General features: G+C 57.9%; 13 protein-coding genes. 9 read left to right on the top strand and 4 right to left on the bottom strand.

The features are described 5' to 3' along the window. Positions 1-160: 160 nt before the first annotated feature. Positions 161-772, top strand: a complete 612-nt coding sequence (gene yfhb / locus CWM54_RS18810; RefSeq protein WP_218057855.1) for a phosphatidylglycerophosphatase C — start codon at positions 161-163, stop codon at positions 770-772. A 62-nt stretch (positions 773-834) separates the two neighbouring features. Then, complete coding sequence (tadA, locus tag CWM54_RS18805; RefSeq protein WP_061153647.1) at positions 835-1,344, top strand: tRNA adenosine(34) deaminase TadA; 510 nt, start codon at positions 835-837, stop codon at positions 1,342-1,344. Here the strand turns inward: tadA and mltF are convergent. Next, positions 1,341-2,957 (bottom strand): membrane-bound lytic murein transglycosylase MltF, encoded by a 1,617-nt coding sequence (gene mltF, locus CWM54_RS18800; RefSeq protein WP_074387844.1) that lies wholly within the window; start codon positions 2,955-2,957, stop codon positions 1,341-1,343. The two genes, tadA and mltF, sit on opposite strands and share 4 nt — an antisense overlap. On the opposite strand from mltF, the gene CWM54_RS18795 reads away from it, so the two are divergent. The 6 genes from CWM54_RS18795 to glnB all read left to right on the top strand — a co-directional run bounded on the left by CWM54_RS18795 (position 2,947) and on the right by glnB (position 11,480). After that, complete coding sequence (locus CWM54_RS18795; protein WP_074387845.1) at positions 2,947-3,078, top strand: phosphoribosylformyl-glycineamide synthetase; 132 nt, start codon at positions 2,947-2,949, stop codon at positions 3,076-3,078. The two genes, mltF and CWM54_RS18795, sit on opposite strands and share 11 nt — an antisense overlap. Positions 3,079-3,132: 54 nt before the next feature. Then, the gene (gene purL / locus CWM54_RS18790; RefSeq protein ID WP_100698107.1) at positions 3,133-7,020 is read left to right on the top strand and encodes a phosphoribosylformylglycinamidine synthase; all 3,888 of its coding nucleotides are present in this window, start codon (positions 3,133-3,135) and stop codon (positions 7,018-7,020) included. A 591-nt stretch (positions 7,021-7,611) separates the two neighbouring features. Beyond that, on the top strand, positions 7,612-9,036 hold the full coding sequence (locus tag CWM54_RS18780) for a sensor histidine kinase (RefSeq protein WP_077274667.1): 1,425 nt from the start codon (positions 7,612-7,614) through the stop codon (positions 9,034-9,036). 29 nt (positions 9,037-9,065) lie between these two features. Further along, on the top strand, positions 9,066-9,752 hold the full coding sequence (gene qseG, locus CWM54_RS18775) for a two-component system QseEF-associated lipoprotein QseG (RefSeq protein ID WP_061153652.1): 687 nt from the start codon (positions 9,066-9,068) through the stop codon (positions 9,750-9,752). Then, positions 9,739-11,076, top strand: coding sequence for a two-component system response regulator GlrR (glrR, locus tag CWM54_RS18770; protein ID WP_061153653.1), 1,338 nt, complete (start codon positions 9,739-9,741; stop codon positions 11,074-11,076). The genes qseG and glrR overlap by 14 nt, the downstream gene beginning before the upstream one ends. Before the next feature lie 65 nt (positions 11,077-11,141). Next, positions 11,142-11,480 (top strand): nitrogen regulatory protein P-II, encoded by a 339-nt coding sequence (gene glnB, locus CWM54_RS18765; protein WP_002914032.1) that lies wholly within the window; start codon positions 11,142-11,144, stop codon positions 11,478-11,480. Positions 11,481-11,554: 74 nt separating this feature from the next. Here the strand turns inward: glnB and hmpA are convergent, their stop codons facing one another. Further along, a complete protein-coding gene (gene hmpA, locus CWM54_RS18760) occupies positions 11,555-12,745 on the bottom strand; it encodes an NO-inducible flavohemoprotein (protein ID WP_061153654.1) in 1,191 nt (396 codons plus the stop codon). A 325-nt stretch (positions 12,746-13,070) separates the two neighbouring features. On the opposite strand from hmpA, the gene glyA reads away from it, so the two are divergent. Beyond that, complete coding sequence (gene glyA / locus CWM54_RS18755) at positions 13,071-14,324, top strand: serine hydroxymethyltransferase (protein ID WP_061153655.1); 1,254 nt, start codon at positions 13,071-13,073, stop codon at positions 14,322-14,324. Between the two features lie 55 nt (positions 14,325-14,379). Here the strand turns inward: glyA and CWM54_RS18750 are convergent, their stop codons facing one another. After that, positions 14,380-14,802 carry a DoxX family protein gene (locus tag CWM54_RS18750; protein WP_100698105.1) on the bottom strand — a complete coding sequence of 141 codons (423 nt, stop codon included), beginning with the start codon at positions 14,800-14,802 and terminating at the stop codon, positions 14,380-14,382. 73 nt (positions 14,803-14,875) lie between these two features. Next, on the bottom strand, positions 14,876-16,072 hold the full coding sequence (locus tag CWM54_RS18745; protein ID WP_100698103.1) for an ROK family transcriptional regulator: 1,197 nt from the start codon (positions 16,070-16,072) through the stop codon (positions 14,876-14,878). Positions 16,073-16,172: the final 100 nt, after the last annotated feature.

Raw genomic sequence — 16,172 nt, 5'->3', positions numbered from 1 at the left:
AAATTCTTGAGCCACAATTTTTCCTTAGCCTGCTACTTTAATTCTTCCTTAACGGCAGGGGATGTTTTCCCTCTTCGCGGCGTAAGGCTGTTAAGCTTAACCTAACGAGAAGCGAGTCCTGACATAAGGAGGCAGTTTGCAGCACAATGAACGGAAAGTGGTGTTTTTCGATCTGGATGGAACCTTGCATCAGCAGGATATGTTCGGCAGTTTCCTGCGCTACCTGCTGCGTAATCTGCCGCTAAACCTGCTGCTGGTGGTGCCGATGGTGCCAGTGATCCTTGTCGGTCTGGCGGTTTGTGGGCGGGCGGCGCGCTGGCCGATGAGTCTCCTGTTGTGGGCATCAACCTTTGGCCGTCGTGAGGCGGTACTGAAGCGGCTGGAAGCGGAATTTGTCGGCTGGTTTCGCCATCATGTGACGGCGTTTCCGGTGGTTCATGCGCGGCTCACAGCGTACCTGACCAGCACCGATGCCGACGTCTGGTTGATCACCGGCTCGCCGCAGTCGCTGGTGGAGCAGGTCTATCGTGATACCCTCTGGCTGCCACGGGTCAATCTGATTGCCAGTCGCACCGCGCGCCGCAGGGGCGGCTGGGTATTGACCCTGCGCTGCCTGGGGCATGAAAAAGTGGTGCAACTGGAGAAAAAGATTGGCGCGCCGCTGCGGCTGTACAGCGGCTATAGCGACAGTGAGCAGGACAACCCCTTGCTCGGCTTTTGCCAGCATCGCTGGCGGGTAACGCCTCAGGGAGAGCTCCAGCAGCTGGAGTAATAGTGTGTAATTGATAGCGCCCATGTATAATGCGCCCCGCTTTTTCTGCTGGAGTGGCCGCTGTGTCTGACCTCGAAATCAATGATGAATACTGGATGCGTCATGCCCTGACGCTGGCAAAGCGCGCCTGGGAAGAGGGCGAGGTGCCGGTGGGCGCGGTGCTGGTGCATAACAACCAGGTCATCGGCGAGGGCTGGAACCGGCCGATCGGCCGTCACGACCCCACCGCTCACGCGGAAATTATGGCTTTACGCCAGGGCGGGCTGGTGCTGCAAAACTACCGCCTGATCGACGCCACGCTGTACGTGACTCTGGAGCCTTGCGTCATGTGTGCTGGCGCCATGGTGCACAGCCGTATCGCCCGCCTGGTCTTTGGCGCCAGGGATGCCAAGACCGGTGCTGCCGGCTCGCTGATAGATGTCCTGCACCATCCGGGAATGAATCATCGGGTTGAAATAAGCGAAGGTGTGCTGGCGGAGTCCTGCTCTACCATGCTGAGCGACTTCTTTCGCTGGCGGCGGGAAGAGAAAAAAGCGCTGAAGAAAGCCCGGGAGCAGACCGGAGAAAGTTAATACAGGTGGCCGGGGAGTTTTAACCGGGCATTATCCATCTGCTTATCGGCGCGAAACTTGAAAAAGGGCAGGGTGGTTTCCTGCGGCTGTTCGAGTTCATTCGGCAGCACGGCCGGGTAATCCTCCGCCAGGGCCAGCGTTTGCTGTTGCTGGCGCTCCTTCTCTGACAAATAGCCGACAAGGCTTATCTGGTATTTGCGGATGTTTTCCACATAGGCGTAGGCCTCATGGCCGCGCGCATAGCCGTATTTAAGTTTGCTGTAATAAGGCTTCTGGCTCAGCAGGGGTAAACGCAGCTTAACGTCTGCCCAGCTGTTGGGATTGCCTTTTTGTTTGCGGGTTAGCGCCATGGCGTCCAGCATATGGGCATAGCCCATATTGTAAGCAGCCAGCGCAAACCAGATGCGTTCGTCTTTCGGGATCGAATCCGGCACTTTATCCATCATATCCTGCAGATAGCGCATGCCGCCGTCGATACTCTGCGCCGCATCGGTCCGGTCAGTCAGCCCCAGGCTTTGCGCGGTATTGCGCGTCAGCATCATCATGCCGCGCACGCCGGTGGGGGAGGTGGCCTGCGGATCCCAGTGGGATTCCTGCCAGGCGATCGCGGCCAACAGGCGCCAGTCAATCTCGCGGGCGTACTTTTCAAACAGCGGCTGCACGTCCGGGAGAATATTCTCCACTGCACGGAGGAAGGTGCGGGTGTCGACGTAATCGAAGTCGTTGCCGTGGCCGAGGTATTTTTCCTCCAGGCGTGCCAGCGTGCCGTCTTCATTAATGTTATTGAAGAAATCAAGCATCGCCGCCGACAGCGAATTATCTTCGCCCCGGGCGCTAAACCAGGTGACCGGCTGTTCGTCGGTGATATCCAGGGCTACCGCCAGCTCCGGATGGACGCGCTGAAACAGGCTGACGGCCACCGAGTCGGCGACGGTGTAATCGAGTTTGCCGTCAATCACCGCCTGCATCAGGGCCGTGGTACCGCGCTTCTCGTCCACACGCCAGGCAAGATCCGGGTATTTCTCCGCTTTTAAGGCCTGCAGGTCGTTGATCGCCACGTGGCCCGGAGCGATGGTGAGCTGCTCGGCGGTCAGCGACGCGAGAGTGCGTGGCCGGATATTACCGACACGATAGACCAGCTGTTGGGAAACAGAATAGTAGGTGGGGCCGGCCTGGTAGTTTTTCACCCGCTCCTGGTTATAGACCAGACCGGCGGCCAGCATATCGGCCTGACCGTCGTCGAGGTCGTCAAACAGCTGGCTGATGTTCTGCCGGACGGTTACCTTAAGCGTTACGCCCAGGTAGTCAGCAAACTGTTTCGCCAGTTCATAATCCAGACCGAACGTTTTATTGTTCATGGTGGCGAAGGTCATCGGCGAGTTGATGGTGCTGATGCGCAGCTCGCCGCGAGCGATAATGCCCGCCACCCGGTTCTCGGGTTTGCCGGACCAGGGGATTGACGGCCACAGGGCCGCCGCCAGCAAAAGGGTGACAATGCCGATCAGCAGATAATTAATCTTTAATTTTTTCAGAGCGTTAATCTTCTGCAGCTTCAAGTTCCTCAGCAGGCGATGTCCGGAAAAAACGCAAGGTTGTCGTTGAATGAGCGGCATTCTGCTTAAGAATGCGCCAGTTGGCAACTTATTCGCGATGGTCGTCACATTTATTGATAAAGCTGATGAATCATTTTATTTCTACGCAAACGGTTTCGTCGGGGCGCAGGATTCACTATAATGACGCCCGTTTCCCCCCCTGGCTCACCCTGAAAGCTTCGAAGACGAGAGACTTATGATGGAAATTTTGCGTGGTTCACCTGCACTGTCGGCATTCCGTATCAATAAACTGCTGGCACGATTTCAGGCGGCCAACCTTCCGGTAAGCGCCATATATGCCGAATATATTCATTTTGCCGATCTGAACGCTCCGCTGAGCGCTGACGATCGCGAGCGCCTGGCGCGACTGCTTCAGTATGGCCCGAGCTTAAACAGCCATACCCCGACCGGTAAATTACTGCTCGTGACCCCTCGCCCTGGCACCATCTCTCCCTGGTCTTCTAAAGCTACCGATATCGCTCACAACTGCGGTCTGACTCAGGTCGTGCGCCTGGAGCGCGGCGTGGCGTATTACGTTGAAGCCTCAACCCTGACCGAAGCACAGTGGACCGCTGTGGCGGCGGAACTGCACGACCGCATGATGGAGAGCGTCTTCGACGCCCTGGAAGCGGGCGAGACGTTGTTTGCCCACCATCAGCCGACGCCGGTCACCAGCGTTGACCTGCTGGGCGAGGGCCGCCAGGCACTGATTGACGCCAACCTCCGTCTGGGGCTGGCGCTGGCAGACGATGAAATCGACTACCTGCAGGACGCGTTTACCCGTCTGGGCCGCAATCCGAACGATATCGAGCTGTATATGTTCGCTCAGGCGAACTCTGAGCATTGTCGCCACAAGATTTTCAACGCCGACTGGATCATCGACGGCGAACAGCAGCCGAAGTCGCTGTTCAAAATGATCAAAAACACCTTTGAAAAAACGCCGGACTACGTCCTGTCAGCCTATAAAGACAACGCCGCGGTGATGGAAGGGTCTGAAGTCGGACGTTACTTCGCCGACCACCAGACCGGGCGCTACGACTTCCATCAGGAGCCGGCGCACATTCTGATGAAAGTGGAAACCCATAACCACCCGACGGCCATCTCTCCATGGCCAGGCGCGGCAACCGGCTCCGGCGGTGAAATCCGTGATGAAGGCGCCACCGGCCGCGGTGCGAAGCCGAAAGCGGGCCTGGTGGGCTTCTCGGTTTCCAACCTGCGTATTCCGGGCTTCGAGCAGCCGTGGGAAGAAGATTTCGGTAAACCGGATCGCATCGTCACCGCCCTGGACATCATGACTGACGGCCCGCTGGGCGGCGCGGCGTTTAATAACGAATTTGGTCGTCCGGCACTGAACGGCTACTTCCGTACCTACGAAGAGAAAGTCACCAGCCACAACGGTGAAGAGCTGCGCGGCTACCACAAACCGATCATGCTGGCCGGCGGTATCGGCAACATCCGCGGCGAGCACGTGCAGAAGGGCGAGATTACCGTCGGCGCGAAGCTGATCGTGCTGGGTGGCCCGGCGATGAATATCGGCCTCGGCGGCGGCGCGGCGTCTTCTATGGCCTCCGGCCAGTCTGATGCCGACCTTGATTTCGCCTCCGTACAGCGTGACAACCCGGAAATGGAGCGCCGCTGTCAGGAAGTGATCGACCGCTGCTGGCAGCTGGGCGACGCCAACCCGATCCTCTTTATCCACGACGTTGGCGCGGGCGGTCTCTCCAACGCCATGCCGGAGCTGGTAAGCGACGGCGGCCGCGGCGGTAAATTCCAGCTGCGCGATATTCTCAGCGATGAGCCAGGGATGAGCCCGCTGGAGATCTGGTGTAACGAATCGCAGGAACGTTATGTTCTGGCGGTCGCGCCGGAGCAACTGCCGCTGTTCGACGAACTGTGCCGCCGCGAACGCGCGCCTTATGCTGTTATCGGCGAAGCTACCGCTGAGCAGCACCTGAGCCTGAGCGACAGCCACTTTAACGATCAGCCGATCGACCTGCCGCTGGACGTCCTGCTCGGCAAAACGCCGAAAATGACCCGCGACGTGCAGACCCTGAAAGCTCAGGGCAGCGCGCTGGATCGCCAACCGATTACCCTTGCCGATGCGGTAAATCGCGTTCTGCATCTGCCGACGGTGGCCGAGAAAACCTTCCTCGTGACCATCGGCGATCGTACGGTGACCGGCATGGTCGCCCGCGACCAGATGGTCGGCCCGTGGCAGATCCCGGTGGCCAACTGTGCGGTAACCACCGCCAGCCTCGACAGCTACTACGGTGAAGCGATGGCGATGGGTGAGCGCGCCCCGGTTGCCCTGCTGGACTTTGCGGCCTCTGGCCGTCTGGCGGTCGGCGAAGCGCTGACCAACATCGCCGCCACGCAGATTGGCGAGCTGAACCGCGTGAAGCTGTCGGCTAACTGGATGGCCGCCGCTGGCCACCCGGGCGAAGACGCTGGCCTGTATGAGGCAGTGAAAGCGGTCGGTGAAGAGCTGTGTCCGGCGCTGGGCCTGACCATTCCGGTCGGCAAAGACTCGATGTCGATGAAAACCCGCTGGCAGGAAGGCAGCGAGCAGCGCGAGATGACCTCCCCGCTGTCGCTGGTGATCTCCGCCTTTGCCCGTGTCGAAGATGTTCGTCATACCGTCACGCCGCAGCTTTCTACAGAAGATAATGCTCTGCTGCTGATCGACCTCGGTAAAGGCCACAACGCGCTGGGCGCGACGGCCCTGGCGCAGGTCTATCGCCAGCTCGGCGACAAGCCAGCTGATGTGCGTGATGTTGCTCAGCTGAAAGGCTTCTGGGATGCGATGCAGGCCCTGGTGGCGCAGCGTAAACTGCTGGCCTACCACGACCGCTCCGATGGCGGCCTGCTGGTGACCCTGGCGGAAATGGCCTTTACCGGCCACTGTGGCCTGGAAGCAGATATCGCCGCGCTGGGCGACGACCGTCTGGCCGCGCTGTTCAACGAAGAGCTGGGGGCGGTGATCCAGGTACGTGCCGCAGACCGTGAGGCGGTGGAAGCCATTCTGGCGGTTAACGGTCTGGCAGACTGCGTGCATTACCTCGGTAAAGCGGTTGAGGGCGATCGCTTTGTGCTGACTGCCAACGGTCAGACGGTGTTTAGCGAAAGCCGTACCACGCTGCGCATGTGGTGGGCGGAAACCACCTGGCAGATGCAGCGTCTACGTGACAACCCGGCCTGCGCCGATCAGGAGCACGAGGCGAAAGCCAATGACGCCGACCCGGGCCTCAATGTGAAGCTTTCGTTTGATATTAATGACGACGTTGCGGCGCCGTACATTGCCACCGGCGCGCGTCCGAAAGTGGCCGTCCTGCGCGAGCAGGGGGTGAACTCTCACGTTGAAATGGCGGCAGCCTTCCATCGCGCCGGCTTTGACGCCATCGACGTGCATATGAGCGACCTGCTGGCGGGCCGCACCGGTCTGGGGGATTTCCATGCCCTGGTGGCCTGCGGCGGCTTCTCCTACGGCGACGTGCTGGGCGCGGGTGAAGGCTGGGCGAAGTCGATTCTGTTCAACGAGCGCGTGCGCGATGAGTTCGCGACGTTCTTCCATCGTCCGCAGACCCTGGCGCTCGGCGTGTGCAACGGCTGTCAGATGATGTCCAACCTGCGTGAACTGATCCCGGGCAGCGATCTGTGGCCGCGCTTTGTGCGTAACCAGTCTGACCGCTTCGAAGCGCGCTTTAGCCTGGTGGAAGTGACGCAAAGCCCATCCCTGCTGCTGGAAGGCATGGTTGGCTCACGGATGCCGATTGCGGTCTCCCACGGCGAAGGTCAGGTGGAAGTGCGCGACAGCGCGCATCTGGCCCAGCTGGAGAGCAAAGGTCTGGTGGCGTTGCGCTTCGTCGATAACTTCGGCAAAGTGACCGAAACCTATCCGGCGAACCCGAACGGTTCCCCGAACGGTATCACCGCGGTGACCAGCGAAAGCGGGCGCGCGACCATCATGATGCCGCACCCGGAACGCGTCTTCCGCACCGTAAGCAACTCTTGGCACCCGGAGAACTGGGGCGAGGACAGCCCGTGGATGCGTATCTTCCGTAACGCGCGTAAACAGCTGGGTTAATCTCCCCGCAGCGTGTCACGCGGACGTATCGGCCCCCTGCTCAGGCAGGGGGCTTTTTTTATCTGTGATAGCCGGCACGCCAGGGTGTCGGGAATTGCCGACAACCGCTATGTTATGGTGTCTCTAATAGGAGACATTTAAGTTATTGATTTAATTGATGAGTGATTAAGCGCTTATTTAGTGTCGTCAACTGGCGACAGTGTGAATAAAAAGTGCACAGCTCTGGTTGGGCGATGATATTGAACTAATATCATAAATATCAGTGTGTTAATAAAATGTTTTGAAAGATGGCATAGTTCATGCATAATATTAACCAGTGGCTCATTCACCTTCTTATGTCAGCCCCTTCGGGACGCGCTACATAAACTTCGAATGACGCACAAACAGGTGCCTGCCGTCCAACTCCTGATAATAGCCTGGCTTTATCAGACATCGGGCGAAACGTCGAGTAAGGCACCGCCTCATTCCTGAACAAAGCCAGGCCTTGCGCCTGGCTTTGTTGTTTCTGCGGCGCAGCAGTCAGCGGTAGCGCTTTTCTCTGGCGCGCTCCTCAGTTAGCATCGACCAGAGCTAATGATTGAGACAACATCCTTGAAGCGACTCTCTCTTTTTCCCCGTTCGCTGCGTCAGCTGGTGACGCTCTCCTTTGTGCTGATCCTGCTGCCGTTACTGGTGCTGGCATGGCAGGCCTGGCAGAGCCTGAATGCCCTTAGCGCCCAGGCGGCGCATATCAACCGCACTACGCTGGTCGATGCCCGACGCAGCGAGGCGATGATCAATGCCGCGCTGGAGATGGAGCGCAGCTATCGCCAGTACTGCGTGCTGGACGATCCGACGCTGGCGCGGGTGTATCAGAATCAGCGACAGCGCTACAGCCAGATGCTGGATGCCCACGCTGGCGTGCTACCGGACGAGAGGCTCTGGCAGGCGCTGCGTCAGGATGTCAGCGATCTGGCGCAGCTGCAGTGTAAAAACAGCGGCCCCGATGCCCAGTCGGCCGCCAGACTGGAAGTTTTCGCCAGCAATAACAGCGATATGGTGCAGGCGACCCGGGCGGTCGTCTATTCCCGCGGCCAGCAGCTGCAGCAGGAGATTGCCGAACGCGGCCAGTTTTTCGGCTGGCAGGCGCTGGTGCTGTTTCTGCTGAGCCTGGCGCTGGTGCTACTCTTCACCCGCATGATTATCGGTCCGGTGAAAGGCATCGAAAGAATGATCAATCAGCTGGGGGCAGGCAAGTCGCTGGACGACGCCGCATTGTTTACCGGTCCGCGCGAGCTGCGCTCGGTGGGCAAGCGTATCATCTGGCTCAGCGAACGCCTGGCGTGGCTGGAGTCGCAGCGGCATCAATTTCTTCGCCATCTGTCGCATGAGCTGAAAACCCCGCTGGCCAGTATGCGTGAAGGTACCGAGCTGTTGGCCGACAGGGTCGCCGGGCCACTGACTCCGGAGCAACAGGAGATCGTCGAGATCCTCGACAGCAGTAGCCGTAACCTGCAAAAGCTGATTGAACAGCTGCTGGACTACAACCGAAAACAGGCCGACGGGCCGGTGACACGCGAAGCGGTGGACCTGGTGGAACTGGTGGAAAACGTCGTGGCGGCGCACAGCCTGCCCGCGCGGGCTAAACTGATGCATACCGAACTGACGCTGCAGGCGCGGCGTTGTCTGGCAGAGCCTGCGCTATTGATAAGCGTAATGGATAATCTCTACTCCAATGCGGTGCACTATGGCGCTGAATCCGGTAACATTCGTATCCATAGCTACCGGCACGGAGAGCAGGTACGTATTGATGTCGCTAACAGCGGCGAACCGATCCCGGCCGCAGAACAGAATATGATTTTTGAGCCTTTTTACCAGGGAAGTCACCAGCGTAAAGGGGCCGTTAAGGGCAGTGGTCTGGGGTTGAGTATTGCCCGCGACTGCGTCCGGCAGATGCAAGGGGATCTGAGTCTGGTTGACGCTCCCGCCGGGCAAGTCTGTTTTCGCATTACGCTCCCCGCAGCAGCACCGGAATAAACCAACCTATGAATCGATATCGGGGAACTATGTCCCATTTCCTGGCCTGGCGCCGTTCGCTCAACGGATGGTTGCTCTCAGGCATAGCTTGTCTGACGCTGGCGGGGTGTTCCGCCGGCTTCTCACCGCATACGGCGGAAGGTACCGCCGCCCCTGGACTGGCGCAGCATCAGGTGGCCGATTTTGTCGCGGTCGACTGCGCGGACATCTGGGCGCACAGCAGCGATGCCAGCGATAAAAATCCCCTCTACTGGCTGCGGGGAATTGATTGTGCCGATCGTCTGGCTCCGGTGCAGGCGCGGGCAGAGGCGAAGCGCCATACCGACGACAGCTGGCAGGACGCCTTCCGTCGCGGCATCCTGCTTGCTGATGCCAAAATTACTCCCGACGAGCGTCGCGACCTGGTGGCGCGTCTCGATACCTTCAGCCCGCAAATCGCCGTTCAGGTCCGCCCGCTGTATCAGCTCTGGCGCGACGGCCAGACCCGCCAGCTGCAGCTGGTGGAAGAGCGTGCCCGTTACGCGAAGCTTCAGCAGTCCAGCGATAGCGAACTGGAGACGCTGCGTCAGCAGGAGCAGGCGTTGCGCGAACAGCTGGAGCTGACCACCCGTAAGCTGGAGAACCTGACGGATATCGAACGCCAGCTCTCCAGCCGCAAGCCGGGCGGCAACTTCGGCAGTGAAAAAGTGCCGGAGGTGATCCATGACGATCCGTAAACCGGCGCGTTTGTTGCTGGTGGATGACGATCCGGGGCTGCTGAAGCTGCTGGGTATGCGCCTGGTCAGCGAAGGCTACAGCGTGGCCACCGCGGAGAGTGGGCCGGAAGCGCTGCGCGTGCTGGGACGTGAGAAAGTGGATCTGGTGATTAGCGATCTGCGGATGGATGAAATGGACGGCCTGCAGCTGTTCAGCGAGATCCAGAAGGGGCTGCCCGGCATGCCGGTGATTATTCTCACCGCCCATGGTTCGATTCCCGACGCCGTGGCCGCGACCCAGCAGGGAGTGTTCAGCTTCCTGACCAAGCCGGTCGATAAAGATGCCTTGTATAAAGCCATTGATGAGGCGTTAGAGCAGCGCTCGCCGGCCACCGACGAAGCCTGGCGCCAGGCGATTGTGACCCGCAGCCCGCTGATGCTACGCCTGCTTGAGCAGGCCGGGATGGTGGCGCAATCGGACGTCAGCGTGCTGATTAATGGCCAGAGCGGGACCGGGAAGGAGATCGTCGCTCAGGCGATCCATAACGCCAGCCCGCGTCATGATAAGCCGTTCGTGGCGATCAACTGCGGCGCGCTGCCGGAACAGCTGCTCGAGTCTGAGCTCTTCGGTCATGCGCGGGGCGCTTTTACCGGCGCGGTCAGTAACCGTGAAGGATTATTCCAGGCCGCTGAGGGCGGTACGCTGTTTCTCGACGAGATCGGCGATATGCCGGTTGCACTGCAGGTGAAGCTGCTGCGCGTCCTGCAGGAGCGTAAGGTGCGTCCGCTGGGCAGCAACCGCGATATCGAGATCAACGTGCGGATCATCTCCGCCACCCACCGCGACCTGCCGAAGGCGATGGCCCGCGGCGAGTTCCGCGAAGATCTGTTTTACCGCCTCAACGTAGTGAATCTGAAGATCCCACCGCTTTCCGAACGGGCTGAGGATATCCCGCTGCTGGCTAATCATTTGCTGCGCCAGTCCGCCGATCGCCATAAGCCGTTTGTGCGGGCGTTTTCCAGCGATGCGATGAAGCGGCTGATGGCCGCCAAGTGGCCGGGTAACGTGCGCCAGCTGGTGAACGTGATCGAGCAGTGTGTGGCCCTGACCTCATCGCCGGTGATCGGCGACGCGCTGGTGGAGCAGGCGCTGGAAGGAGAGAATACCGCGCTGCCGACCTTCGTGGAGGCGCGTAATCAGTTTGAGCTGAACTACCTGCGCAAGCTGCTGCAAATTACTAAAGGCAATGTCACCCACGCCGCGCGGATGGCAGGGCGCAACCGCACCGAATTCTATAAACTGCTGTCGCGCCATGAGCTCGACGCCAACGACTTTAAAGAGTAGCTCCGCAGCATAGCGCAAGTTATGATACGGTAAGCAACCGGTTACGCGACTAAGACAGGAACACCATGAAAAAGATTGATGCGATTATTAAACCTTTCAAACTGGATGACGTGCGTGAAGCGCTGGCCGAAGTCGGCATCACCGGGATGACGGTGACGGAAGTGAAGGGCTTTGGCCGCCAGAAAGGTCATACCGAGCTGTACCGCGGTGCGGAGTACATGGTGGATTTTCTGCCGAAGGTGAAAATTGAAATCGTGGTGACTGACGATATCGTCGATACCTGCGTCGATACCATCATCCGTACGGCGCAGACCGGTAAAATCGGCGACGGTAAAATCTTTGTCTTCGACGTCGCGCGGGTTATTCGTATCCGTACCGGTGAAGAAGACGACGCGGCGATTTAACTCTCGCCGCTCGCTGCAGTATTGCCGGGTGGCGCTGCGCTTACCCGGCCTACAAATCCCCGCGTCGTCGGGGCTTACAGCACCTTATGCGGGCCGAAACATTCGTAATGAATGTTGTCTTTATTGACCCCTAATTCTACCAGCTGCTTCGCTGCAAACTGCATAAACGCTACCGGGCCGCAGAGATAATACTGCATCTGCGGGTCGCGAATATTGTCCGCCACTGCCGCTAAATCCATCAAACCTTCGCTATCAAAACGTCCAGCCTGACGGTCGGCTTCGCTCGGGTTGCGATACCACACGTGAGAGGTAAACGCCGGCAGCGCCGCGCCAAGCGCACTCACTTCATCGGCAAAGGCGTGAACGTCGCCATTTTCTGCCGCATGGAACCAGTTCACCTGACCCTGATGACCGCTCTTCGCCAGCGAATCCAGCATCGCCAGCATCGGTGTTTGCCCGACGCCGCCGGAGAGCAGGGTGACCGGTGTCTGCGGTTCAACGTTAAGGAAGAAGTCCCCCGCCGGCGCGGCTAAATAGACCACATCGCCTTCGCTGGCATGGTTATGCAGCCAGCTGGAAACCTGACCGCCGTCCTCACGTTTTACCGCGATGCGGTAGCCTTTGCCGTCTGCTTTGCGGGTTAAAGAGTATTGACGAATTTCCTGATATTCGAAGCCTTCCGGTTTCAGCCAGATGGCCAGGTACTGCCCCGGCTGGTAATCGGCGACCGGCTGGCCGTCGACCGGCGCCAGTTCAAAGCTGGTGATGAGCTGGCTACGCGGGGTTTTCTTCACGATGCGGAACGCGCGGGTCCCTTCCCAGCCGCCGGTTTTACTGGCGTTTTGCTGATAAATCTCGGCTTCGCGGCCGATAAAGACGTTCGCCAGCACGCCGTAAGCTTTCCCCCAGGCATCAAGCACGTCCTGACCCGGGCTGAACATTTCATCGAGGGTCGCCAGCAGATGGCTGCCAACGATGTTGTACTGCTCCGGTTTGATCTGGAAGCTGGTGTGTTTCTGGGCGATTTTTTCCACCGCCGGCAGCAGGGCGGGCAGGTTATCGATATTGCTGGCGTAGGCGGCAATGGCGTTGAATAACGCTTCGCGCTGATCGCCGTTGCGCTGGTTGCTCATGTTGAAGATCTCTTTGAGCTCCGGATTATGCGCAAACATACGATCGTAGAAATGGGCGGTGAGCTTTGGGCCGGTCTCTACCAGCAGGGGGATGGTGGCTTTGACCGTGGCGATGGTTTGAGCGTCGAGCATAGCGTGCTTCCTTGTGTGTTATCTTATTGATGCATTTTAAATGCATCTTATAGAAATAACCCTGCTATGTAAATGGTTCTTTAACACTTAGCCCCGATGCCGTTACAACATGAAGAATTTGCATCACAAACCTGAAAAGAAATCCGTTGATAATGAGAGAGACGTTATTGCTCAAAGCCTTGTATCATGCGGAGCCAATCGTTTGCGTAAAATCCTTTGTCAAGACCTGTTATCACAGAATGATTAGGTTATACTGTGGGCCGTTGTCCAATCGGACCGCCTTTTTAGGCCGAAATTTTATTGTTAGCTGAGTCAGGAGATGCGGATGTTAAAGCGTGAAATGAACATTGCCGATTATGATGCCGAACTGTGGCAGGCTATGGAGCAGGAAAAAGTACGTCAGGAAGAGCACATCGAACTGATCGCCTCCGAAAACTACACCAGTCCGCGCGTCATGCAGGCGCAGGGTTCTCAGCTGACCAACAAATATGCTGAAGGGTATCCGGGCAAGCGTTACTACGGCGGTTGTGAATATGTCGACGTGGTTGAGCAACTGGCTATCGACCGCGCGAAAGAACTGTTCGGCGCTGACTATGCTAACGTCCAGCCGCACTCCGGCTCTCAGGCTAACTTTGCCGTCTACACCGCGCTGCTGCAGCCGGGTGATACCGTGCTCGGTATGAACCTGGCGCAGGGCGGCCACCTGACTCACGGCTCCCCGGTTAACTTCTCCGGCAAACTGTACAACATCATCCCTTACGGTATTGATGAGTCCGGTAAAATTGACTATGACGACATGGCGAAGCAGGCTCAGGAACACAAACCGAAGATGATCATCGGTGGTTTCTCGGCTTACTCCGGTATCGTTGACTGGGCAAAAATGCGTGAAATCGCCGACAGCATCGGCGCCTACCTGTTCGTCGATATGGCGCACGTGGCTGGCCTGATTGCCGCGGGTGTGTATCCGAACCCGGTTCCGCATGCTCACGTTGTGACCACCACCACCCACAAAACCCTGGCGGGTCCGCGCGGCGGCCTGATTCTGGCGAAAGGCGGTAGCGAAGAGCTGTACAAAAAACTGAACTCTGCCGTGTTCCCAAGCGCGCAGGGCGGCCCGCTGATGCACGTTATCGCGGCGAAAGCGGTGGCGCTGAAAGAAGCGATGGAGCCAGAGTTCAAAGTTTACCAGCAGCAGGTTGCGAAAAACGCGAAAGCGATGGTGGAAGTGTTCCTGAGCCGCGGTTATAAAGTGGTTTCTGGTGGGACTGAGAACCACCTGTTCCTGCTGGACCTGGTGGATAAAAACCTGACCGGTAAAGAAGCTGACGCCGCCCTGGGCCGCGCCAACATCACCGTGAACAAAAACAGCGTGCCGAACGATCCGAAGAGCCCGTTCGTGACTTCCGGTATCCGTATCGGTTCTCCGGCTGTGACTCGCCGCGGCTTTAAAGAAGCGGAAGTCAAAGAGCTGGCTGGCTGGATGTGTGACGTGCTGGACAATATCAATGACGAAGCCGTCATTGAACGTGTGAAAGGCAAAGTGCTGGATATCTGCGCACGTTTCCCGGTTTATGCGTAAGCGTTAACGTTGCAATAAAAAAGGCCGCGATTGCGGCCTTTTTTGTGTCTGCCGATTAGCGGCGGTCGAGCGAAATCGCGCCGGGGCCGGTAATCGCCAGCAGCAGAAAAGCGCCGGCAATACTGACGTTTTTCCAGAAATTAATCATGTTCGGCAATACCGCATCGCCGGTCATATCCCAGTAATGATGGCCAATCACCGCCGTACCCAGCGTATAAAAAATAAAGATGACCGCCAGCGGGCGGGTGAAAAAGCCCAGCACAATTAAGATCGCCGCAGGGACCTCCATAATCACAGCGATAATCGCCGCCAGCGTCGGCATTGGCGCGCCGGAGGCGGCCATGTACTGCACCGTGCCGCTAAAGCCCAACAGTTTCGGATAACCAAAAAGAATAAACAGGACCACCACGGCGATGCGGGCGATGAGCAGCAGCAAGGAGCGGGAAGCGCCAAAATCAAAATAGCGGAGTGTGTTCATAATCAGCTCGTTATGAGAGAAGTGTGATCTAAACGTAATACACAAATTTACGCTCCGCCACGTTCGTTTATGACTAAACCAACGTCTGCAACTGCTCCTCAACGTACAGATAACCTATCCCCATCAGCTGCTGGGCGCGGGTTAGCTGGCCAAAACCGATTTGGGTGGCGTGCGCTCGCGGCGTATCTCGGTGGTCAAAAGGGTTGAAGCCCGTTTGTTTGACGATATTTTCCAGCCATTGCTCACCAAAGGCGCAGCTACGTCCGTACAGCCAGATCTGATTAATATTTAATATATTCAGGAAATTATAGAGGCTTAAGCCAATAGCGTTGGCAGCGTTATCAACCCATGCGCGAATTTGCACATCTCCCTGTTCCCAGGCCGCAATGAGCGATGTCGTGGTGAGCTGCTCGGGTGAGAGCGTTGCTTCAGGCTGTGTTTTGAGCCACATTCGGGCCTGTTTTTTCAACGCACTGAGCGAGGCGACGGTTTCGAGGCAACCGTATCTTCCGCAGTCACAGGCTTTGCCGTCAGGATTGACAATCGTGTGCCCAATCTGCCCGCTGCCGTACAGGCTGCCACGATAGATATGATCGTTAATCACAAATGACGAGCCGATGCCGTAGTCGACGTTGATCACGCAAAAATCCGGCTGGGTACCCTGATGCTGCCACTTTTCCGCCAGCGCCAGCATCACGCAGTCATTATCCACCCGAACCTGCACGCCAAGCTGTTCCTCAAGCAGATACTTTATTTCAATCGGTGTTTTCCAGCGTGCCTGGGGCATGGTTTGTGAAACGCCGGTTATCGGATCAACTTGTCCGTGCACGCCAAGGGCGAGATTAATACTGTGCTGCGGGTAGCGGCGGTGGATATGCCGCCAGCATTCAACGATAGCGTCAAGCAGGGCTTGTGGGGTGGGGGCGTCGACTGGCAAATGCTGGTGGTTGTCCACTGCCAGCAGACGGGCGTCGGCAAGCTGATACTCAATGCTGGTCGGGGTGATATTCATGCACAGTGTCCAGGCGCCGTGTTCGGGGATCTGGTAGCTGCCGCTGTTCACGCCGCGTTTGCTCATGTGTTCCGTTGAGTGACTAATCAATCCTTCGCCCAGCAGCTCGGCGAGAATATTGCTCACTGCCGGAATGGAGAGTCCGGTGAGTTGAGAGAGCTGTGATTTACTGAGCTGCTTTTCCCGCCACAGATGGGAAAGAAAAATCGATTTATTGGCCTGCCGGACCCGGGCGTTATTAAAACCAGTACGCTGCATACACTTAACTCCCTTAACTATATTGCGTGAGCTTTGCGCATTTTAACAGCGAATTGGCGATATAGACTCCTCTCATAACATATTTTACTTCGTTTTGTTT

This window comes from Klebsiella sp. D-Nf1 (assembly GCF_002810515.1).
GTDB classification, from domain to species: domain Bacteria; phylum Pseudomonadota; class Gammaproteobacteria; order Enterobacterales; family Enterobacteriaceae; genus Klebsiella; species Klebsiella variicola.
The sequence above is the reverse complement of the archived record's forward strand: the minus strand, read 5'-3'. Positions and strand labels throughout refer to the sequence as shown.